At 26.3% G+C, this 21121-nt stretch carries 18 protein-coding genes and 1 tRNA gene; 7 read left to right on the top strand and 12 right to left on the bottom strand.

Annotated features, from left to right (window positions below):
* Positions 1-216: 216 nt before the first annotated feature.
* Complete coding sequence (locus BABL1_RS04450) at positions 217-447, top strand: hypothetical protein (protein ID WP_023792934.1); 231 nt, start codon at positions 217-219, stop codon at positions 445-447.
* A 94-nt stretch (positions 448-541) separates the two neighbouring features.
* Here the strand turns inward: BABL1_RS04450 and rsmA are convergent, their stop codons facing one another.
* The 3 genes from rsmA to BABL1_RS04435 form a co-directional block, all read right to left on the bottom strand.
* Positions 542-1354, bottom strand: a complete 813-nt coding sequence (gene rsmA, locus BABL1_RS04445) for a 16S rRNA (adenine(1518)-N(6)/adenine(1519)-N(6))-dimethyltransferase RsmA (protein WP_023792932.1) — start codon at positions 1352-1354, stop codon at positions 542-544.
* Positions 1355-1443: 89 nt separating this feature from the next.
* Positions 1444-2691 (bottom strand): hypothetical protein, encoded by a 1248-nt coding sequence (locus BABL1_RS04440; protein ID WP_023792929.1) that lies wholly within the window; start codon positions 2689-2691, stop codon positions 1444-1446.
* Between the two features lie 43 nt (positions 2692-2734).
* A tRNA-Ser gene (locus BABL1_RS04435) sits at positions 2735-2828 on the bottom strand.
* 314 nt (positions 2829-3142) lie between these two features.
* On the opposite strand from BABL1_RS04435, the gene BABL1_RS04430 reads away from it, so the two are divergent.
* Positions 3143-3673, top strand: coding sequence for a hypothetical protein (locus BABL1_RS04430; RefSeq protein WP_023792927.1), 531 nt, complete (start codon positions 3143-3145; stop codon positions 3671-3673).
* Positions 3674-3806: 133 nt separating this feature from the next.
* On the opposite strand, the gene BABL1_RS04425 is transcribed toward BABL1_RS04430, so the two are convergent.
* On the bottom strand, positions 3807-6377 hold the full coding sequence (locus BABL1_RS04425) for an AAA family ATPase (RefSeq protein ID WP_023792925.1): 2571 nt from the start codon (positions 6375-6377) through the stop codon (positions 3807-3809).
* A 210-nt stretch (positions 6378-6587) separates the two neighbouring features.
* Here BABL1_RS04425 and BABL1_RS04420 point away from each other — a divergent pair, with 210 nt between their 5' ends.
* Positions 6588-7133: a hypothetical protein gene (locus tag BABL1_RS04420; RefSeq protein ID WP_023792923.1), complete on the top strand. Its 546-nt coding sequence runs from the start codon at positions 6588-6590 to the stop codon at positions 7131-7133.
* Positions 7134-7218: 85 nt separating this feature from the next.
* Here BABL1_RS04420 and BABL1_RS04415 read toward each other — a convergent pair whose 3' ends face one another.
* The gene (locus tag BABL1_RS04415; protein WP_023792920.1) at positions 7219-9756 is read right to left on the bottom strand and encodes an AAA family ATPase; all 2538 of its coding nucleotides are present in this window, start codon (positions 9754-9756) and stop codon (positions 7219-7221) included.
* 260 nt (positions 9757-10016) lie between these two features.
* On the opposite strand from BABL1_RS04415, the gene BABL1_RS04410 reads away from it, so the two are divergent.
* The 3 genes from BABL1_RS04410 to BABL1_RS04400 are packed head-to-tail and all read left to right on the top strand — an operon-like array spanning position 10017 to position 12158.
* A complete protein-coding gene (locus tag BABL1_RS04410) occupies positions 10017-11258 on the top strand; it encodes a metallophosphoesterase family protein (protein ID WP_023792918.1) in 1242 nt (413 codons plus the stop codon).
* An 11-nt stretch (positions 11259-11269) separates the two neighbouring features.
* The gene (locus tag BABL1_RS04405; RefSeq protein ID WP_023792915.1) at positions 11270-11926 is read left to right on the top strand and encodes an HAD-IA family hydrolase; all 657 of its coding nucleotides are present in this window, start codon (positions 11270-11272) and stop codon (positions 11924-11926) included.
* A gap of 25 nt (positions 11927-11951) precedes the next feature.
* Positions 11952-12158 carry a hypothetical protein gene (locus BABL1_RS04400; protein WP_023792913.1) on the top strand — a complete coding sequence of 69 codons (207 nt, stop codon included), beginning with the start codon at positions 11952-11954 and terminating at the stop codon, positions 12156-12158.
* Between the two features lie 81 nt (positions 12159-12239).
* On the opposite strand, the gene BABL1_RS04395 is transcribed toward BABL1_RS04400, so the two are convergent.
* The 7 genes from BABL1_RS04395 to BABL1_RS04365 all read right to left on the bottom strand — a co-directional run bounded on the left by BABL1_RS04395 (position 12240) and on the right by BABL1_RS04365 (position 19630).
* Positions 12240-13142, bottom strand: coding sequence for a peptidylprolyl isomerase (locus BABL1_RS04395; protein ID WP_023792910.1), 903 nt, complete (start codon positions 13140-13142; stop codon positions 12240-12242).
* Positions 13143-13236: 94 nt separating this feature from the next.
* A complete protein-coding gene (locus tag BABL1_RS04390; protein ID WP_023792908.1) occupies positions 13237-14355 on the bottom strand; it encodes a peptidyl-prolyl cis-trans isomerase in 1119 nt (372 codons plus the stop codon).
* Between the two features lie 84 nt (positions 14356-14439).
* Complete coding sequence (locus tag BABL1_RS05295; RefSeq protein WP_171814739.1) at positions 14440-15096, bottom strand: ComF family protein; 657 nt, start codon at positions 15094-15096, stop codon at positions 14440-14442.
* Between the two features lie 8 nt (positions 15097-15104).
* Positions 15105-15563: a phosphatidylglycerophosphatase A family protein gene (locus tag BABL1_RS04380; RefSeq protein ID WP_023792903.1), complete on the bottom strand. Its 459-nt coding sequence runs from the start codon at positions 15561-15563 to the stop codon at positions 15105-15107.
* A gap of 18 nt (positions 15564-15581) precedes the next feature.
* Positions 15582-16073 (bottom strand): signal peptidase II, encoded by a 492-nt coding sequence (lspA, locus tag BABL1_RS04375; RefSeq protein ID WP_023792900.1) that lies wholly within the window; start codon positions 16071-16073, stop codon positions 15582-15584.
* Positions 16070-18454 (bottom strand): phenylalanine--tRNA ligase subunit beta, encoded by a 2385-nt coding sequence (pheT, locus tag BABL1_RS04370; RefSeq protein WP_023792897.1) that lies wholly within the window; start codon positions 18452-18454, stop codon positions 16070-16072. The genes lspA and pheT overlap by 4 nt, the downstream gene beginning before the upstream one ends.
* Positions 18455-19054: 600 nt before the next feature.
* Positions 19055-19630 (bottom strand): hypothetical protein, encoded by a 576-nt coding sequence (locus BABL1_RS04365; protein WP_023792895.1) that lies wholly within the window; start codon positions 19628-19630, stop codon positions 19055-19057.
* Positions 19631-19721: 91 nt separating this feature from the next.
* Here BABL1_RS04365 and BABL1_RS04360 point away from each other — a divergent pair, with 91 nt between their 5' ends.
* Entirely contained in the window at positions 19722-21098 is a 1377-nt protein-coding gene (locus BABL1_RS04360) for a hypothetical protein (RefSeq protein WP_023792893.1), read from the top strand.
* The last annotated feature ends 23 nt before the right edge of the window (positions 21099-21121 follow it).

Genomic DNA, 21121 nt, shown 5'->3' with positions numbered 1-21121 from the left:
TAAATTAATAACCTAATCGGTAAAATATACTTCTTACAGTAAACAATAATAAAACATAACAAGTTATACTCTCAATCCCTATACCCTAAATATATAAAATATTATTTCTTAGTTTACAACAGTAATCAATTTCAAAATAATAGTAGAAACTAAATATTAGAAAATTAATAAATTTTAATAATTTAAATAAAAAAACGATAATAAAAAGGAGGAAATATGAAATCATTAAGAATTATATTAACCATGAGTACATTATTATTATCTTCAAACATAATCTTGTCAGAGCATTATGGATATAATGGAGGGGAAAGCGAAGGCCATAATCCCAGGTCTCATCAACGTAGATCTGAAGAAAATGATAGAAGACAAAATAGAGGAAATAGAGACAACAGAAGATCTGACAATCCTAGATCCAGACACAATAGAAACTTTTATAATGAAGAATAATAAATATAATTTTTAGATAATATTATAAGTTCTTTGAGAAAAAGAAAAACATAAATTTATATTTATGTTTTTCTTTTAATTTTTATAATAGATTTTAAATTCTTATTAGATTCCATAAAGACACAAGTTCTTCTTTGTTCATCTGCTGGCCACGTAGATTTAGCGTTTCTTCAGAAACATTCTCTAAATTATAATGAAAAGGTTTTAAATTATTCTTCAAATTACGTCTAGGTTGAGAAAAAGAGCGCTGAATAAATATCCAAAATCCTTTTTCATCAGGTATATTTTCTATATTCTTTTTAGGTTTAAAATATAAAAGTCGTGAATAGATTCTAGGAGGTGGATAGAAGGCTGTTGGTGCTATTTTATCAAGTAATTTCCAGTCAAAAAAATGTTGCAAGTAAAGGGAATTAAAACCATATCCTCGGCCACCTTCTTGTACAATCTTCTGTGCGACTTCTTCTTGTACCATTACAACTCCTTCTTTTAATAGATTACCTAAAATCTTATTGTATTCTATTAATTTATAAATTAAAGGAAATGTAATTTGGTAAGGCAGATTAGCAAGAAGAGTCCAGGGTTTATATTCATTAAATATATCAAATTTTATATCTAATATATCAGAATTAATCATAGTCATACGGCTATCTTTATACTTTTCTAAGACATAATCTGCCCAAGATTTGTCGATTTCAAAGATCCATAATCTTGCAATAGATTTTTCCAAAATCGATTTGGTTAAGAAACCATCACCGCATCCAATTTCAAAAACAGAACTATTTTCGTCTAAAGTAACAGCATTTAACATATTATCGACTACATCTTGTTCTCGTAAAAAATGTTGTCCATAGACCTTTTTAAGGTCTATACCATGCTCTCTACCATGTATATTTTGCAATTTTTTCATATAAAGTTTTAGTTATTAAATTTTTATTATTTTATCTTAAAATACCCATCAATACACTCACAATTACCAACCAGACAATAATAAACTTACTAAAAATCAACCGTAAACGACATAGCATTAGTACGTGCTGATCGTTTACTAACAAGCCAATCTACAGGAACATCCCAGTAAAAAGAGATCATAGGCAATAACTTACCATAGTCTCTGGTTTTAGAGAAATCATAATATGCTCCTAAAGTTACATATTCCATACCCCAAGAAGATCTAAAACTTTGATTTTCTAGATTTAATGCAATGTCTTGAGTATTTACTGTATTACATTGAGTACCTTGTACTGCTGAAATATTTACAATATTTTGTAAATGAGAAACTAAAGTATATAAAGCTGTTAATCCAAAACCATCTCTTAAACCGTCAAGTCTAACCGAAGGATTAAATACAAAAGTCCAACCTGGATTAATATCATTTTCACCAATTAAAGCTCCATAATTATATGGCTCAAAAAGTACTGGAAAGTGTCCTTGAGAGGTTCTTGGCAACCTCTTAATTGCTCTAAACATAAGTCCTACAAACCAATCTTCTTTAATTTCATATCTATTTTCTAAATCTAAATACACACCCCAATGTTTTTGACCTCCAACTGGAACTGCTGCTGGATTATTATAAGGAGTTATAGGTGAACTTGGAATTATGGTTCCTAATTTAAAAGCAAGCCCTACATCTCTAAATTTAAAAAAGTAAGGAAAGGAACATGACCATCTTAGATATAAATCAGTATCTCCAAATACAGTTTGATTATATATAGGCGGAGTCACACCAAGAACTTGATCTAATTTACCATTAAGATCAAATAAATATTGTCTATCTCCATTTCCTACTTCTAAACAACTTCTATCAAGGCAAAATTCAACACGAGAATTAACATGCATGAATAAAAAGGAAGTTCCTAATGCAAAATTGTACCATAGAGGAACTTCATAAAAAAAAGCTATCCCTTGACTGTCAATTCGACCTTCTCTTTTAAATGGCAGAGTACTAATACCTTGTAAATCAGATCTTAAAGGATTTTCTTCTAAAGTTCCTACTTTTAATAAAGAATTAATAACCTGTACTAAATCATAAGTACCATTTATGTCAGGTATTGGTATATGCTCAAGTTCTCCTTGCGCTGAATCGGCTCTCATAAAAAACGGTTGTACTTGAATATGACCAAAACTACATGGCTTTCTCTCAAAAGGCTTTAAATAAAGAGGGAAATATCTATTATCATAGATCATTCCATTTAACATATTGTAAAAACAAAAGCTTAAAATAAAATATAGACTTAAATGCTTCATAATAGTACAGCCTTAATTAATATTGGTTAATTTGATTAATTTCTGGTGGAGAGAGAGGGATTTGAACCCTCGATTCCAGTTAAAGCCGGAATAACCGCTTTCGAGGCGGCCGCTTTCAGCCACTCAGCCATCTCTCCAATAATTTAAATAAAAATTTTATAAAATTTTCTTTATTTCTTTGTAACTTTATTAATCATAAATAAATTATAAATTTTTAAAAGAGGTGTTAAAAAATAAAATTAGATTTTACTACAGCTATATATTTTAAATTATAACTTAATATATACCTTTGTGCAAAATTTTTTCCAAAGTCCTATTACCGATTTTAAGATTAATAGGCTAAGTTAAAGAAGAATAACAATATCAAGACTATAAGCTTATGACATTAATAAAATTATCTTGTAATATTATAAGAAAAACTATTTTCACAAATTATTAAGGAGCACTCTTTATGAAAAAAATAATATCAACTATTTCATTAACAATTGCATTAATAGCAAATCTCAATATTTATGCTTATGATAACTCACAAATCGATATAATTAAAAATGCAATTAAAGATAGTAGACCTAAAATTCTCAAAGAAGTACTAGATAATATTCAATTAACAGAAAAAGATAAAAATGCTTTATTGTCTATGGCTATTTCTATTTCCAATGCTAGAGAAAATGAAATGAATATTCAATTAATTAATCCTAAAGAAAGACCTATATCCGATGGAATTTTATATAGATTGCTCGGCCTAGGACTTATTCCTGCTGCTGCATTATTTCATTTTATAGCAGATGATTTTCCTTGTTACCGTTATAGCTCTTTAAAGAAGCCATCAATTATAGCAACAATAATAGGCGTACTTTTGGGATATGTAAAATTATATTCTATAGCAGATAAGGCAGATAAAGAATTTCTTCAAAAATATAGGACAGAAGAACAAAAATATATTGACTCTTTAGATATTATTACAACATTAAAATTGAATTAATATAATAAGTAATAAAGATAGAATATATTATTCAATAATATATTCTATCTTTATTACTTATTATATAAGTATTTAATTTAACACAATATTTTTAGATCTTTTATAATCTATTGAAAAATATCTTAAATTTAAATTACTTTTTAAATTTCGGAACAAACATACAACAAATTTTATACACACCTGTTCCAACCTGAAGTGTAACTGTAGCAGTTTTTTCAAACACTTTTTTAGTAATGAGCTTAGAAACATCTTTTACTTCTTCGGCAATTCCCTCCGATACTGCTTGACCAATTTTAGTCTCACTAACATATATAAAACACTGCTTTACAAGCTGAACATTTTCCGATTCCTTACAACATTGCGTAATATAGGAAGCATTACTTTGATAGGAAAAATTTTCATCTAATTTATTTCTTTCTTTAATTTCATTAGACTTAATAAGCCAACAACTATACAAAGTATTTGTAAATTCTTTATCATAATTTTCAAACAAACCAGATACTTTATTTATAGGAAAGGCTAAAGGATTATACTTTGTCAGAATTGTTTCAAATGTACGTCCTTTAAAATCTTGACTATTCCACCAAAATTGGAAACTAGAAATGCTGTTTTCATATTTTTTACCTTTTATCTTTGCAAAACAGGCAAGTCTTATAAATTCTTTTATATCAGCACAAGAAAGCCCTCTCATCATACTAGCTAAATTTCGAATATCTTCACTCCTAATTATTTTTAAGAATTCTGATACCTTTTTAGCCTGTATATTCTTTTCTTCATCTTCAAATAACCTATTTTTATCATCATTAAAATAATATATCATAATTTTCAAGCGCTTATTATAATCAGGTAGTTCAAGTTTTATCGTATCAGGGCATAATCCTATAAAATTTATATTTTCTGGATACTTTTCAAAAGGAATATAAGAACTAATTATAAATAAAACCTTATTTTTTTTCTTATACTCTATTAATTTGTTCAACAGATAATTAATAAGTAATTTTTTAGATTCTTTAGAATCTGCTTTTAAAAGTAACTTATCAAGCAAATGAATAAAAATTACCATAGGTGATTTATATTTTTGAGTAATATAAAAAAATATATCTATTGGTTGTATATTAATACTTCCATAATCAGTATCTTCTCTATTATTTTCGTCTTTCTTATTAAACAGTGTAGCATCAACAAGACTAGTTGCTGCAATTGGGACAAATAATAATTGTGCTTCAACAGCTATAGAATAAGCTAAACTGAATTTTCCTGTTTTAGGCGGACCTGAAATTAATATACTTTTATCAAAATTTCTACCTTCTTTTAAATCCTCTATAAACAAGTCAGTTTTCATAAGATGAACCTTCTCATCAGTATACTCATCAAATAAAAACACTAAAGGTATATATAATCTAGCCATACTATCACAATAAACCGACACCAAATTTTCTATAATATCAAAAGCAGAATCTGATTCGCTTTCAATAGACTTAGTTTCCGTTTCACTCTCATTAAGGCATAAATCATTTTTGTCTTCAATATCAGTATTTGTTAACAATCTAATCAAGGTTCTTGCACGAACATAAGATTTATAATTATTCCCTAACGAATCAGCAAAAATAAAGTTAGCATATTCACCCGCATCTTTTGTAATAACACACGTTATCCAATGCCTCGAATCATAAATTAGAAATACTGCTGTCCCTGAATAATTTATATCTTGAAAATTTCTTTGAGTATTAATCAATAATTCTTCACCAGTATTTTGATTAAAAAGTTGCTCAATATCTCTATCAAGGCAAAAAATTTCTAAACCAATAAGTTCTGTATCTTCTTTTTCTAAATCAACAAGAGATTCTAACTCTTGACTGGAAAGCCAATGACCAGGATTTATAGTTGTAAAAATTTGATTTTCACTATCTACCTTATTAAATCTTTTATCTGAAGAGGTCATCCAATTTACAGTATAAATTCCACCATTATTAAGATCTACAATTTTAGAATCAGAAACTATTTCAAATTCTAAATCAAAAGGCTCGGTAAAATTAAATATCTCTAGAAATAATTCGTCAAAATTATCTATTTTAATATTTCTTCTTATGCACTCCTGTCTAAAAATTTCTCTTAAATACTCAGAAGATATTCTGCAAATGCGTTTATCTTCTTGCTCAACAATTGAACTTTCTACAACAATTTTCGATACATTAGTAATCATATTACCAAATGCTTTTATCGTTGCTAATGCATTTAAATCATTAATATTTAATTTAACCCATAAAGAACTTAAATTAAGCTCATAACAATCAGAATCTGGTTTTTTAGTTAAAATTTCTATATTTTTTAATTTTTTTAATAAACAATCTCTAATATAATTTTGAGCCAATAAATTTACTCTTTTTTCTATAATATGCCGCTCCCATTTAGAATTTGAAGAACCAAAATAATTACTTCTACCAATATCAGTATCAAGAAATGCTTTAAAAGAAGGATTTTTCAAAGATTTTGCAATGGTAATTGCATTATAAAGAGCATGATAACCACAAGAGCTTCCATCTTCTTGCTGAAGCACTTTATATTGAGATATTTTAGACTGAGATTTTTGAGACTGTGATTCCTGTTTTTCACATCTCATCGAGAGACTATAGAAATTTGAAACTATAATCATAAAAAATATATTTGTTTTTAAATTTTTTATTCTTGAATTATATATAAACATACCTAATTGGCTCCTAAAAATAATAAAGCTTTTAATAATAATAAAAACTTTAAATACTATTTATAAAAAATCAAATGGTAGTCAAAGCTATTAAGTAACTTTAATAAATTCAAAATATATCAAACGAAAGTAAATTAAAGTTTTAGACTTTGAATAAAATCTGTAATATCATATAAAACTATTTTATCAAATTATTAAGGAGTGCTCTTTATGAAAAAAATAATATCAATTATTGCATTAACAATTGCATTAATATCAAATCTCAATATTTATGCTTATGATGACTCACAAATCGATATAATTAAAAATGCAATTAAAATTAGCAGACCCAAACTGCTTAAACAAGCATTAAATAATATTAAATTAACAGATAAAGACAAAGAAGTATTATTATCCCTTGCAATCTCTATTGCTCAAAATAGAGAAAAAGAAATAAATATTAACTTAATTGTGCCTAAAGAAGATATAGTAATTCCAGATGGCACTATTTATCATCTAATAAAATTTATTCCCCTAATATCTAATATACCTGTGCTTTTTTTTATACTAAATAGTTTTTTTACCAAAGTTTTTGATTGGGATCAAGGATTAGAAAAGCCAACGGCTATAGCATATTTAGCAGCCACTATTTGGGCCTATAAAAAATTAGACTCTATAGGAAAAGAAAAAAACACAGAATTTTATCAAAACTATAGAACTGAAAAACAAAAATATATTGATTCCTTAGATGTTATTGCAATATTAAAATTAAATTAAATTTTTAATTTTAACAAGCAGGATAAAAAATTAACTATAATTTTTTATCCTGCTTGTTATCAATTAAGATGATTATATAAATATTTTATAAATCTTTAAGTTGCTTAAAATCTTCTGCTGGAATAAAACGCTCAAAAACTTTTTTTGTTCCGTATTTAGCTATAACTTTAACTCCCTCAGCAACTCCACCTAATGCGCCTTCGGTAATCATATATAAAATTGCTTGACTGACTTTTGAATCAAAAGTATATATAAAAATATCTTTTGCAAGCTGCACATTTTCAGTTTCTTTACAAAACTCCTTAATATATGAAGCCATACTTCGATACTCAAAATTCTTTCTAAGTTTTTCTCTTTCCTCAAGCTCATTACGTTGAATATCCCAATAATAAAATAAATTATTTATAAAAACTCTCTCATCCTCATTATTCAGTAATCCTCTTGATATCTTGGCCATAGGAAATGCTAATGGATTATATTTCACAAGTAAAGTATCCATTATTCTGTTACTTAGATCACGACTCTTCCACCAAAAATAAATGGTTGAAATACTTTTATTTTCTATACCTTTTTCTATTGCTTTATAAGATTTTCTTATAAATTCTTTTATTTCATATGCAGAAAAACCTTTTGTCATACTAGACAAATCACTAATATCCATTTTTTTTATCCCAGAAGCAAATATTTTTTTATTGCTTATATTCGCATTTCTATTTAAAAAATCTTCCGTCTTTTTTATATAATTAACAGTATAATATAGTATAATACTCCTTCGCTTATTATAATCAGGTAAGTCAAATTTTACGACAATAGGATTTGATTCTATAAATTTTATATTTTCTGGATATTTATCATAAGCAACATAAGAACTGATTATAAACATTACTTTGTTATTTCTCTTATAATCTATTAATTTTTCTAAAATAAAATTTATAAGCAATCTTTTAGAATCTTTGGAATCAGCATCTAAAAGTAATTTATCAAGCAAATGAATAAACATTACTGCGGGCAATTTATCTTTAATTTGCTCAAGTAAAATATCTATTGGTTGTATTGTTGATGTGTTAATATTTTCACTATTATTTTCATCTTTTTTATTAAACATCTTAGAATCAACAAGAGTTGCAGCATCAGTTATAATAAACGGTAAATTAGACAATTTAGCTATAGCATAAGCTAAACTGAATTTACCGGTTTTTGGAGGTCCTGAAATTAATATACTTTTATCAAATCCTTTCCTATCTTTCAAATCCTCTATAAGTATTTCTATATTGCCCAAATAACAAGCTTCATCGTTCTGCTTATTAAACAATAAGCTTAAAGGTAAAAATAAATCATCAACAATGTCTTCTTTTTCATTAGTGGAATCGTTTTGAGTCTCTTCATTTGAAAATTTGCTAACATTTTCGGAATCATAAGTCTCTATTGGTTCTGTAGAACTTTGATTAGTATCTAATAAATCACTATTTATTAATAATCTGATTAAAGTCTTTAGATTAGAATAACTTTTGAAATCTCTACCTAATGAATCAGCAAAAATAAAATTAGCAGATTGGTTACTATTTTTTGTAACAACACAGGTTACCCAATGCATCGAATTATAAATTAAAAATATAGCTGTTCCAGAATAATCTATATCTTGAAAATTTCTTTGAAGATTTTTTAACTCTTCTTGTCCAGAATCTTCATCAAAAAGTTGTTCAAGATCCCTTTCAATACAAAAAATATTTATATCACTAAGTGTTATATCTTCTTTTTCTAATTCAATAAGAGACTCTATTTCTTGACTGGATAACCAATGTCCATTTTGTAAACTGGTAAGATTTTGATGCGATTCATCTAATTTTGTAAAATCTCGTTTAGAAGTATTTGACCAATCTACAACATAGAATTCATTTTTGTCATTGTTCTTAATTAGCAAATCTCCAACGATCTCAAAATACAAATTAGGAAGATCAATAAAATGTTCAATAGCTCTTGATATAAGTTTATTAATTTTCTTATATTTTTTAGCTAAATATTGAGCCTTAAAGGCTTCTATCATATCTTCTATTTTAATTTTATAAAGAGATTTCTCTTCTTTTAAATCTATTAATCGGTTAGCAAGATCATTAGAAACATCAACTATCAAATTACACAAATCTCTTCTTGGGCTTTCCAAGTCATTTAGACCACGATCTAAAGGTTTTAATTTTATCCAATTATTACTTAAATTAAGCTTATAGCTATGCTCCTGCGGTTGAGATATGACTTCTATGTTTTTTAAACTTTTAAATAAAGTATCGATAATATAATATCTTGCTAATAATCTTATTCTAGATAATATTATATGCTTCATCCATTTAGAATCTGAAGAACCAAAAAAATTACTTCTACCAATATTCGTATCAAGAAAGGCTTTAAAAGAAGGATTTTTCAAAGATTTTGCAATGGTAATTCCATTATAAAGAGCATGATACCCACAAGAACTTCCATCTTCTTGTTGAATTACTTTATATTGAGATATTTTAGATTGCAATTCTTGTTTTTCACATCTCATTGAAAGACTATAGATATTTGAAACTATAAGCATAAAAAATATATTTGTTTTTAAATTTTTTACTCTTGAATTATATATAAACATACCTAATTGGCTCCTAAAATAATAAAGTTTGTAATAGTAAAATCTTTAAATACTATTTATAAAAAATAAAATGGTAGTCAAAGGTGTTAAGTAATTTTAATAAATACAAAATATATCAAATAAAAGTAAATTAAAGTCTTAGACTTTGAATAAAATAAATGATAATCTAGTAAAAACCTAGTATAAACATGGAAATTAGTAGATAATAAACAGAATTATATAAAAAATATTTTCAACAAAACGAATTAATAAAACTAATAATGATTAAGTTTATACATACAGCAGATATTCATTTTGGTGTAGAAAATTACGGTAGACTAGATGTAAAAACCGGTATACATTCAAGACTTTTAGATTTTTATAAAGTTTTAAATTTTTGTGTTGATACTGCAATTGAACATAATGTAGACTTTTTTTTATTTGCTGGCGATGCTTATAAAACTGCAAATCCTACACCTACACACCAAAAATTATTTATGCAATGCATGCTAAAATTACATAAAGCAAATATCCCCATAGTTATGGTTGTAGGAAACCATGATAATCCCTTAAGCTTTGGGAAAGCACATGCTCTTGATATATTTAACCAAATACCACTTGATGGGTTTGAAATAATATCAAAACCACGTATAGTTATGCTTAAAACTAAAAGCGGATTAGTACAAATAGTAGGAATCCCATGGCCTACACGAAATAGCATAACACTAAATAATGAGCATATTAATCTTAATCAAAACGATATAACAAGTTATATCAGTAAAGCTGTAAGTAAAATTATTGAAGAACTTGCATCACAATTAGATCCTAATTTACCGGCCGTATTAACAGGACATTTAACTGTATCCTCTGGTATTTTTTCAGGCTCTGAAAAACAAGCTGTTTATGGTACAGATCCTATATTTTTACCATCACAATTAGGAATAAAACCTTTTGATTATGTAGCGCTTGGTCATCTTCATAGATTTCAAAATCTTAATCCTCAAAATAATCCTCCTATAATATATGCTGGATCATTAGAAAGAATAGATTTCGGAGAAAGAAAAGAAGAAAAAGGTTTCTGCTTAGTAAAAATCAATAATAAGCAAAGTACAACTTACGAGTTTATTAAAACACCTACAAGGGCATTCATACAAATAGATGTATATCTCAATGAAATAGAAAGTCAGACAGAACAAATTTTAAAGAAAATTTTAGATTATAATATTGCTAATGCTATTATTAAAATATTATACCATATACCTAATAATCTAAAAGATAGAGTAGATTTAAGTGCAATTCAACAAGCATGCAGTAAAGCTTGGTATATTGTAGGAGTTTTTCCAATAAGAGCACAAGCCTTACGTCAGAAAAGATTATCATTAAAGGTTGATATGGATCTTAAAAAACTACTAGAATCTTATTTTGATAATAAACTAGAATATAAAAGGAATAAAGAGAAATTAGTTGAAAAAGCTTTAATTTTAGAAACAGAATTATATGATCAAGAAAATAACAAAGAGTAAAAAGTATAATAATGAAAAATACTAATTTACCTCAAATAATTTTTGATTTTGATGGAACCATAGCAGATACATTACCAGCACTAGTAGATACAATTAAAAAAATAGCATATAATTATGGTTATAGTAATGTTAATATAACCCAAGAAGATATAAGAACAAGCTCAATAAAAAGTATATTAAAAAAGAATGAATTCTCTTTATTAAAATTACCTCTTTTAATTAGACAAGTTCTTAAAGAGCTATTTAATAACATAGATAATATACAACCAATTAACGGTATAATAGAGTTAATTAATAATTTAAACAATATAGGCTTTAAACTCAATATAATAAGTTCAAATAACTCCTCTAATATCAAAAAATTTTTAATCAATTATAATTTAGAATATAGATTTGATCATATATACAGCTATAGCGGTATTTTTTCAAAACATAAAAGTATAAATAAATTTTTAAATAAACATAAATTGGAAAAAGAGAATATTATATATATAGGGGATGAAGTAAGAGATATAGAGGCTGCAAAAGTTTCTGGAATAAAAATTATTGCAGTAACTTGGGGTTTTAATGAACATATAATGCTCAAAAACCATAATCCAGACTTTATAGCAGCTAAACCAAATGATATACTGAAATTTCTAGAAGTATATCTAGAAAAAATATTTTAATCTAATTACAATTTAAGGAGCATTTATGCCATACAGCGTTAAATCTAACAAAAGCGGAAAAACTTACTACTTACATTCAAAAAATGTTGAACTTAAAAGTGGCTTGAAACAAACAATATACTACTTTGCCGGAACTAAAGGAGAAGGCGTTCTTGATAAATTACCAGAGGGATATGAAGTAATGGAAAATTCAAGAACAGGTCTTCCAATGTTAAGAAGAATAAAAAAATAATATCAAATTTAAAATATAAGTCTTCTGAATAATTATCTTATTTAAATAACTAAGAATAACTATCAGAAGCTTATATTATTATTAATCTATATATTTAACCACAGCAATACGTGGCATAGATGCCATACTATTACTTTCGGTTTCTAATCCCATTAATCTACATTTGTACTCATGAAAAGTTTTCATGTATTTTTCTTGTTGCAAAGTATTCAAAATTTCTTCTTCTCTTTCTTTAAGATCTAATAATCTCTTAGGCTTTTTGTCAATTAAGCGCATTACAAATAAACCATTATTATTAGCATCAAGAATAGTAGTAGACCCAACATTGAGATCTTTTATAAAGGCCTTCTCTTGAGCAATTTGATCTTCTTTAAGCTCTATAGGACTATCCCATTTAACAAATTCATCTATCAAGCCCATTTCTATTGCTTCTTGTAATTTTATTTTTTTAATAGTTGGAGAACTGTCTCCATAGCCAACAAAAGCATTAGTTAAAGTATAACTAGCTTCCTGATAAACAGGATTTTGATGGTAATATTTTTCTATTTCTTGTTTATCTATCACCACTTTACTAGTCACTCTATAATCAATGACATTTTGTACCATTAATTTTACTTTGAGCTCATCTTTAAATTTCTCAAGAGTTAAGGGCTTTATGGCTTCTAAAAGTTGTTCTTGGGTTAAATTTTGAGACTTTTGAATTTGTGCTAAATATCTATCTACTGATTCATCAGTAACTGTAGCATTTAACATCTTTCCATCTATCTCTACTAGTTTTCTGAATATCAATTCTTCTTGAGGTAATTTAGTACCATCAAAAGGCGATTTCAAATCAGATTCAAGTACTATATCAGAACCTTCAGCATGATAAATTATAGCTATTATTCTATCCAAAGATTCTGAAGTTGTTTCAGCATATAGAATATCCATTGCATTAAGAATTATTAATGTTAGGATAAATAGTTTAGATTTAATAAATTTCATAAAAAATACTCTTAAATATTTAAAATTATTTTTAAAAGTTGCTAAAAAAAGGGAATTGAATTAACAACTCCCCTTTTTCAATTCAGTAATACTCTTAAGCTTCTTGCGGTTGTTGCTTAATCTCTTCAAGTTCTGCTTGTTCTTGAGCTTCTTGAGCTTGAAGCGCTTTAAGCTTTTCTTGCAACTCTGATTGACGACTAGCTACTTCTTTCTCAAAGTATTGAGCATTTTCTTTAACATTATACTTATTTTTAAGTTCATCTAACTTCTTATTAATAAGTTCTGGAGCATCAGTTTGTATAAGAATCTGAACTACCGCTTCTTTTAATTCAGGATTATTTTTAACATCAACATAGCTTAAATATTGTGGTTCATTTTTTCGTGTAACTTTAACTACGAAGAACTTATCTTTACCCGATTCAATTTTTGCAACTTCATTTGACTTAAGTTCATTTAATTTCATAGCAACTGAAGCATCTACATCTGGTGTTTCCATGGTAACTGCTTTTAATTCTTGCACTTCTTTTTTATCATTTTTTGCTAAATTAGAGAAATGAGCCGCATCTTTTTGTACTTTGTCAAAGAAATTATTAGCATCTTGCTCAGTTTTAAATTCAACAACTAAAGCATCTGTAGATGCAGGAGATTTGACAAATGGAGGTCTTTGGAAAGCTGCTGATTTTGTGTAATTTTCTTTATAGAATTTTTCAATAGCAGAATCACTTCTATCTATATTTTTTAAAACATCTTCTTTTAATACTTCAAGTGCTAAAGATTTTTCAAAAGCTTCGCATTGTTTTTTTAATTTATTTTGAAATTCAACTGTATTTAATTTACCTTCTTTTTCAGCATATAATTTTGCTAACTCAAAAGGAACTAAAACTTTACTAAATAATTCATAGCGAATATTTGGATAAAATCCAGCAAGCATAGCTGCTTGAGGATTGCCTTCAACATAAACATTCCAAAATTCTTCAAAACTATCTTTAGTAATTAATGGCTTTCCCTCTGCTGATAAAAATACTTCGCCTGTTAATTCGGCTTTATTATTTAATTTAGAAATATTATTGACTGTTTCAGCATTTTTAGGACTGTTACCATGATGTTTACAAGATTTGCAATCTTTATTTAAAAAATCGCAACCAGAAAGAATCATTAAAGAAGATAATAATAGACTTAAATTAAAGTAACGACTAAATGTATATGATTTCATAGATATCCTTTATAATTTGTTTATATTTGTTTACATAACTGTTGAGTTCACCTTAAGATAATATATTTCATCAATAGCAATAAATCAAGAGCAAACTCTACAACCTACAATGCCATAAATTTTTTTAGGCTTAAATTTGGATAATGCTTTAGCACAATTTTTTAAGGTAGCTCCTGTAGTTATTAGGTCATCAACTAAAACAAAAGTTTTTCCTTCTATATCGATATTTTTTAGATCTAGAGCCTGGAATACATTTTTGACATTATCCTGACGCTCAACACTTGAAAGCCTTGATTGTAACTTTGTCTTTTTAATCCGCTTTATACATTTTAACATAGTTTTTCCACTTAAAAAAGCAAGTTCTTTTGCAATAACTTCTGCTTGATTATAACCCCTTATAGATTCTCTAATAAAATGAAGCGGTACAGGAACCAAATAATCAAATTCTAATTTACTTAAAATAGTATACCTCCATATAAGATAGGCTAAACTTATGCTAGCTGTTCTATCAGAGTAAGTTTTTGCTAAAATTAAAGGCTTTATAGGATCTTTATAATCTGAAATAGCATAAACATCAATATCAGGATTTTTTAATTTTATAGATAAAATCGGTTTAATTAAATTTGAACATCCTTGACATAAAACCGTATAATCATATAAATAACTTCTACAGTACAGACAAAACGGCGGTGATAATATAAATTTAAAAATATAGCAAATAAAATCTATAATTTTTTTCAAATAATTTATCATAATAATATAAATCTTATAATAATATTTGATAAAATGGCAGCACCTATATCATCCAGAATTACTGCCCAAGAACCGGTAAAATATTTTTCTATATAAAAGATACCACAAGTTTTACTTATATCAAAAATCCTAAACAGCAGAAATCCTAATAATAAAGTTTTATAATTTAAATCTAAATTATAAAAAGTAATTAATATACCTATAAATTCGTCTAATATTATTTCTGAGGGATCCTGAAATTTAACACTATATTTAAATTCTTTTAGAGCATATTGAATAATAAAATTCGATAAAATAATTAAAAATAATATTAATATAGTCTCAAAATATATATTAAACTTAAATAATCTCAAAATATATATACCTAAAAGTCCAACTAGAGATCCGCATGTCCCAGGCGCCTTTAAATAACCAACAGGACCTATGGTTGCTAAATTTTTAAATATATTATTCACTTTCACTTTATTATTTATTTAAATCTCTGATTTATAAAACTGCAAGAACATTATAAAAATACCAAGACAAATAGATACATCTGCTATATTAAAAAAGGTAAATGGCAATATGTACTTTATAGATATAAAATCTATAACTCCTCCATAGATTAGTCTATCAACAATATTTGATAGCGAACCTGAAAGAACTAATATTTCACCAAATATTTTATGTCCATTTTTGAATCTATCTACTGTATAAACTAATAAATATACCGTAATCAAAAACACTAATAAAGTAATAAAGAAAAATATAAAGCTATTATCAGAGTTAAAAATTCCAAAAGATATCCCACGGTTTAAAACAAAATCTAAATCAATAAAATTACTTAAAAATTTTCCTGCTTTTAAGTAATATAAAGCAAAATATTTAGTCACTCTATCAAAAGATATAATCAATAAACTTAAAATAGAATAAACTAAAATCAAGGCTGTTTGACTCATAAATTTTTTATAACTATCTAAAATCATCTTATTTGTGCACCTAAAGCTCTTAAATTGCTCAAAACCGAAAAAGTAACTTCATCTATTTCCTCTTTAACTAAAGTCTTATTTTCATCATATATTGTTAATCTAAAAGTAAGAGATTTTTCTTTGCCCCACTCTTCTTTATGGAACATATCAATTAAAGCAACTTCGTGTATTTTATTATTAGAATTTTTAATAACTTTTAAAATGCTATCAACATTAACTTCTTGGTTAATTAATAGGCTAACATCAAAATGCACTTCTGGATATTTAATAAGAGGTTTAAACTTATATATTTGATTTTTTATATTAGTTAAAAAATTAGCGTCTAACTCAAAAATGAAAGCATAGCCTGGAACAAATTTATTCAAAAAAATTTGATCAGCGACACCTGCTTGTCCGATAATTCTATCTTTATAAACAAGTAGAGCAGTTTTATTTATATCATACCAAGGTTCTAAATTAGATTCAGCATCAGGCTTTTTCCACTCTATTGAAATATTAAGCAAATCAAAAAGAGAGTTTATTAGAGCTTTATGCTCGTAAAAATCAATTTGAGATTTATGATCATAAAATATTCCTGATAATTCTAAAAATTCGACAGCTTGCTTGTTATTATGTTCATTATCGATAAACCATACCCTATTAAGCTCAAAAAATCTCAAGTTACTTAACTTATCGATATTAGTAGATATGCATTTAAATAAATTAGGTACTAGAGAAGTAATTAGTCTTTTATAATTCTGAGATTGTGGATTTTGAATTTCTAAATAATCTTTAGGTTCATAATTAAGCTCTTTTAAAAATTCTTCATCAAAAAATGAATAAGATTGCGCTTCATTCATTTTAATACCGAAAGCCATATACTTCTTAATCGTTCTTATTGACATTATGTTAGAAATATCAAATGGCAAAGTTGCTCTCAACGGTAATTTAGGCGCAAAATTTTCATAACCTATAAATCTTGCTATCTCTTCAACTATATCTTCTTTAATTGCAATATCTTTTGATCTAAAAGTAGGAACAGTGATAATAAAAAAGATACTATTATCTTTAATATCTTTTTCTAATTTTATACCAAAATCTAAATTAACTAAAATATCTTCAATTCTATCAACTGATACTTCAATGCCTAATTTATTTAATATAAATTTATAATCTACTTTAATTACTTTTTCACCATACTCATTGCCCAAAGATATTATAGATTCAGAAGCCTTATACTTTACATGATTATCATCAAGTAACTTTAAAAACCTTAAAATAGCTTGAGTATTTTGATTAGGATCTAAATTTTTTTCAAATCTTGAAGATGCTTCTGTCCTTTTTTTAATACGCGTTGACGTTTGTCTTATAGTAACTGGATCAAAATTAGCAGATTCAAGAAAAATAGAATCAGTTTTAACTGAAACAGCAGTAGAGCTTCCTCCCATAATACCTGCAAGAGCTATAGGTTCTTCTCCATCTGTTATTACATAATCTTTTGAATTTAAAGCAACTTCGCTATTATCTAGTAGTTCAATTTTTTCACCATCCCAAGCACATCGAGCTAATATTCTCTTACTTTCTATCTTTTTAGCATCAAAAGCATGCATAGGTTGACTTAAGTCAAACATAACATAATTAGTTAAATCTACTATCATATTAATTGGTTTTGCATTCACTCTTAAAAGCCGTGTAGCCATATTTAATAAAGAGGGTATATTTTCTATCTCTTTAAAGTAAAGTCCTGCAAATCTACGGCATGCATAAGCACAATTTCCTGAATCTATTTCTATAATAAATGGATTGTCAGATTCTACATTAGACTTTAGTACTTGCAAATTGCTATAATTTTTAATATTTCTTTGTGACAAAATCTTATTTTCAGGCAAAAGTTGCTTATTAAGCAGAACAGTAAATTCTCTTGCAAATCCTCTATGAGACCACATATCAGGCCTATTGGTTATAGTGGTATTACTAACTTCTATAATATAATCAGTCACTTCAAAATCTTTTTTCCAATTACCAGATAAATCCTCATCTGACACATAAACATTTGGAAGCAAAGTTGTATTACTTGAGCCTAAATCTTTTAAAGTAGCTCTATAAAAATTTTGATGATCTTGCTTAATTAAATAAACAGAGTTGAGTAAGATATCTTTTTCTAAAGGCAAAATTATCTCTTTTTTTAACTCAGGACTATATAAAATAGCTTGCATGTTATCAATAGATTTAACCTGAGCTAACGTAAGGCGATCTAGACTTGTATTTACATAATCTAAAGATTCAATTTCAGCAGAGTTTAAACTAAATAAGTCTACTAATTCTTTTATATTTATATCTTCTAATTTTAATGATCCTAAATCTATATGATCAAATATCCATCTCATTGATAATTTCATATCTATCCCTTAAAAAAGTTTTATCTAGTTTATATAATAAGCAAAAATATAAAATTTTCAATTTAATTAACGTTCTACTCTACTTTTACTATTAAAATAACCTTTGAACAACCTATATAAAAATATAAAGTTATTATTAAATAGCAGAAAATAGAGGCCTAAAGACAATCAGACATCATAGAAAATGGTCTTAATAATCTAAATGATATCACTCTGCATCCTAAAGCTGCTCAATTACTTGGTTATACTCAACAAGAACTTATCGATCAATTAAAGATTATCATATTCTAATTCAGTTTATTTTAAGTGTACTTTCTATTAATGCTCAATCTGGGACTATAACTAATACTGGTAGAATTGATTTAGTTTTAGATACTAAAAATATTATCTATATCTTTGAATTTCAAGTTAATCAATCAGCTTAAATGGTTCTTCAACAAATTAAAGATAAAAAATATTATCAAAAATTTTTTAAGTAAAAATAAAAAGATAATACTGGTTGGACTAAATTTTAATAACTTAGATAGTAACCTAGAATTTTTATCAGAAGAACTGTATTAAATTTTATTATGAATAGCCCTGAAGCAATAATGACTCTATTTACTTTATCTTTCTTTCATAAATATATAACAATTCCTCAGGATTATTTATTATATTTTTTGCATAAATATATGCTTGATATTGAAGCTCATTAATCGCATATATCAAACCTATTCCAGTCATACAAAAACCAGCACTATAAAATAAACTCATCTCTAGATCTTCACTATTAACCATTAAAATTATAAAAGCTAAAAAAGTATGTAAGCTTACAAGAATAGAACCACTAATAATTACCCCATATCGAGCACAATTAGCCAATATTACTCCTCCCCCTTTACCTCTTACATAACCTTTAGCATAATATTCTCCATCACTTATTTTCTCAATAACAATATAATTATCTCTAAGAAAGGAATTCAAATGCTTGTTATTAGATATCTCTTTTAATATCTGATTTAAATCATATTTTTTAATTAGATATTTATTAATCCCATTATCAAGAACTAAACCCTGTTTACTATAATGTATTGAATAATTTGCTAGTTCTGATGGAGCAATAATAGATTTACCTAACTCCATAGAATTTAGATTAAAAGATATTATAATCAACACTAATAATCCATAAAAATTCATAACCATTTTCCTTTAATGGTAAAATTGTTAAAATTAAGTATGCATTATACTAATATTAAAATTCATTAACCACAAAAATTTCATTAAAAATATGTTATATAGATTATATAAAATACTGCTAATCACTTTAATTACAATTAAATCCATTGAGTCCAATATAGTAACTTCTCATATTTTGGAAAATAATAAAACAGGACAGATTATCTTAATTTACGCAGACCGCCACGGCCAAAAGCTTAACGATTTTGAAAAAATCAACGAAGAAAAACAAACTACCACAATATTGAAAAATATAAGAGAGCTTTTAAATCCAGCAGATAATACCAGTACTTCCATTTTATATGAAGGGCCTCAATATCCTGAATTTATTAAACAAAATATTATAGAGTCTGGAGAATCTCAATTTTTATTCACTCTTAAAGATTTTGATATTAATTTCGATAATGCTAGCAAAATAATAAATATAGATAATAGATCTTTTATGTATGATTCGCTTTTTACTTATTTACAAGCATTAGAAAAAGCAGACAGATATCAAGGCGATAAAACTTTCTTATTCCTTAATAGACCTGAATTCAAAAAATTTAAAAGTTTAGATAAAAACGCTTTATATAATAAATTTTGCAAAAAAATACTTAAAGCAATTAACAAACAAAAAGAAATTATTGATAAATTAAAGCATCGGTTGAGCCCAACTCTTAATAATTTCATAATCACACAAATAGAAACAAGCTTAAAGGCTTTAGAAATTTTTAATAAAACAAAAAATTTAAATATAATAATACCATATACAGCAGTATTGCTTGATATCAATACTATATTACATATTATTAGCAACCCACAAAAGCAATACATAGTATTTGCCGGTATTACTCATACTAATAACATAATAAAGCTACTAATAGAATATCTTGAATTCAATCAAGTATATTCGTCTTGTACCCAACAGTATGAATTAGAAGCATTAGACGAAACTAAAGCTAAATTAGGAACTATAACAGAAATAGATGATAAAACTTTAGAAACAAAAATTTCATATCTCTATTGCGACTTTCCTTCAGAAGAGGATTTAAATTTAATTAATAATGCTTTTGCTAAATATAAAAATAACAGTTTTAAGCAACTAATAAATAGAATCAAGCAAGAAATAAAAAATAAATCTAACGCTAATACTAAATGGTATACTTATAGTTTAGAAGACCTACTTGAAGAAATGGAAACAATAAATCAGAAGCAAGAAATAAAATCCGATATAATAAAATATTACAAAAAATATTTCTATAGCATACAAAAAGACTTTCAAATAGGAAAATATAAGTATTTAAGATGTTATGATCAAAAACCGTTAATATGTCCAAGTATAATCCTACAACCAAATTTTTGGGATTATGTATTATATCCTAAAATTACAAATTCACTAAATTATGTTAATATGGACAATGGAATTATTGCACTTAAGAAAACTTAAAATATTGAAGTTATCAATAATAG

Source organism: Candidatus Babela massiliensis, assembly GCF_000513475.1.
GTDB classification, from domain to species: Bacteria; Babelota; Babeliae; order Babelales; family Babelaceae; genus Babela; species Babela massiliensis.
This window is presented reverse-complemented; position numbering and strand designations above follow the sequence as displayed.

Bases quoted from the DNA above. Each gene is read 5' to 3' on its own strand.
- BABL1_RS04365 (WP_023792895.1), bottom strand. From the start codon at position 19,630: ATGAATTTTTATGGATTATTAGTGTTGATTATAATATCTTTTAATCTA.
- BABL1_RS04420 (WP_023792923.1), top strand. From the start codon at position 6,588: ATGAAAAAAATAATATCAATTATTGCATTAACAATTGCATTAATATCA.
- BABL1_RS04360 (WP_023792893.1), top strand. From the start codon at position 19,722: ATGTTATATAGATTATATAAAATACTGCTAATCACTTTAATTACAATT.
- BABL1_RS04390 (WP_023792908.1), bottom strand. From the start codon at position 14,355: ATGAAATCATATACATTTAGTCGTTACTTTAATTTAAGTCTATTATTA.
- BABL1_RS04405 (WP_023792915.1), top strand. From the start codon at position 11,270: ATGAAAAATACTAATTTACCTCAAATAATTTTTGATTTTGATGGAACC.
- BABL1_RS04395 (WP_023792910.1), bottom strand. From the start codon at position 13,142: ATGAAATTTATTAAATCTAAACTATTTATCCTAACATTAATAATTCTT.
- BABL1_RS04425 (WP_023792925.1), bottom strand. From the start codon at position 6,377: ATGTTTATATATAATTCAAGAATAAAAAATTTAAAAACAAATATATTT.
- BABL1_RS04440 (WP_023792929.1), bottom strand. From the start codon at position 2,691: ATGAAGCATTTAAGTCTATATTTTATTTTAAGCTTTTGTTTTTACAAT.
- BABL1_RS04450 (WP_023792934.1), top strand. From the start codon at position 217: ATGAAATCATTAAGAATTATATTAACCATGAGTACATTATTATTATCT.
- rsmA (WP_023792932.1), bottom strand. From the start codon at position 1,354: ATGAAAAAATTGCAAAATATACATGGTAGAGAGCATGGTATAGACCTT.
- BABL1_RS04410 (WP_023792918.1), top strand. From the start codon at position 10,017: ATGATTAAGTTTATACATACAGCAGATATTCATTTTGGTGTAGAAAAT.
- lspA (WP_023792900.1), bottom strand. From the start codon at position 16,073: ATGATTTTAGATAGTTATAAAAAATTTATGAGTCAAACAGCCTTGATT.
- BABL1_RS04400 (WP_023792913.1), top strand. From the start codon at position 11,952: ATGCCATACAGCGTTAAATCTAACAAAAGCGGAAAAACTTACTACTTA.
- BABL1_RS04430 (WP_023792927.1), top strand. From the start codon at position 3,143: ATGAAAAAAATAATATCAACTATTTCATTAACAATTGCATTAATAGCA.
- BABL1_RS04415 (WP_023792920.1), bottom strand. From the start codon at position 9,756: ATGTTTATATATAATTCAAGAGTAAAAAATTTAAAAACAAATATATTT.
- pheT (WP_023792897.1), bottom strand. From the start codon at position 18,454: ATGAAATTATCAATGAGATGGATATTTGATCATATAGATTTAGGATCA.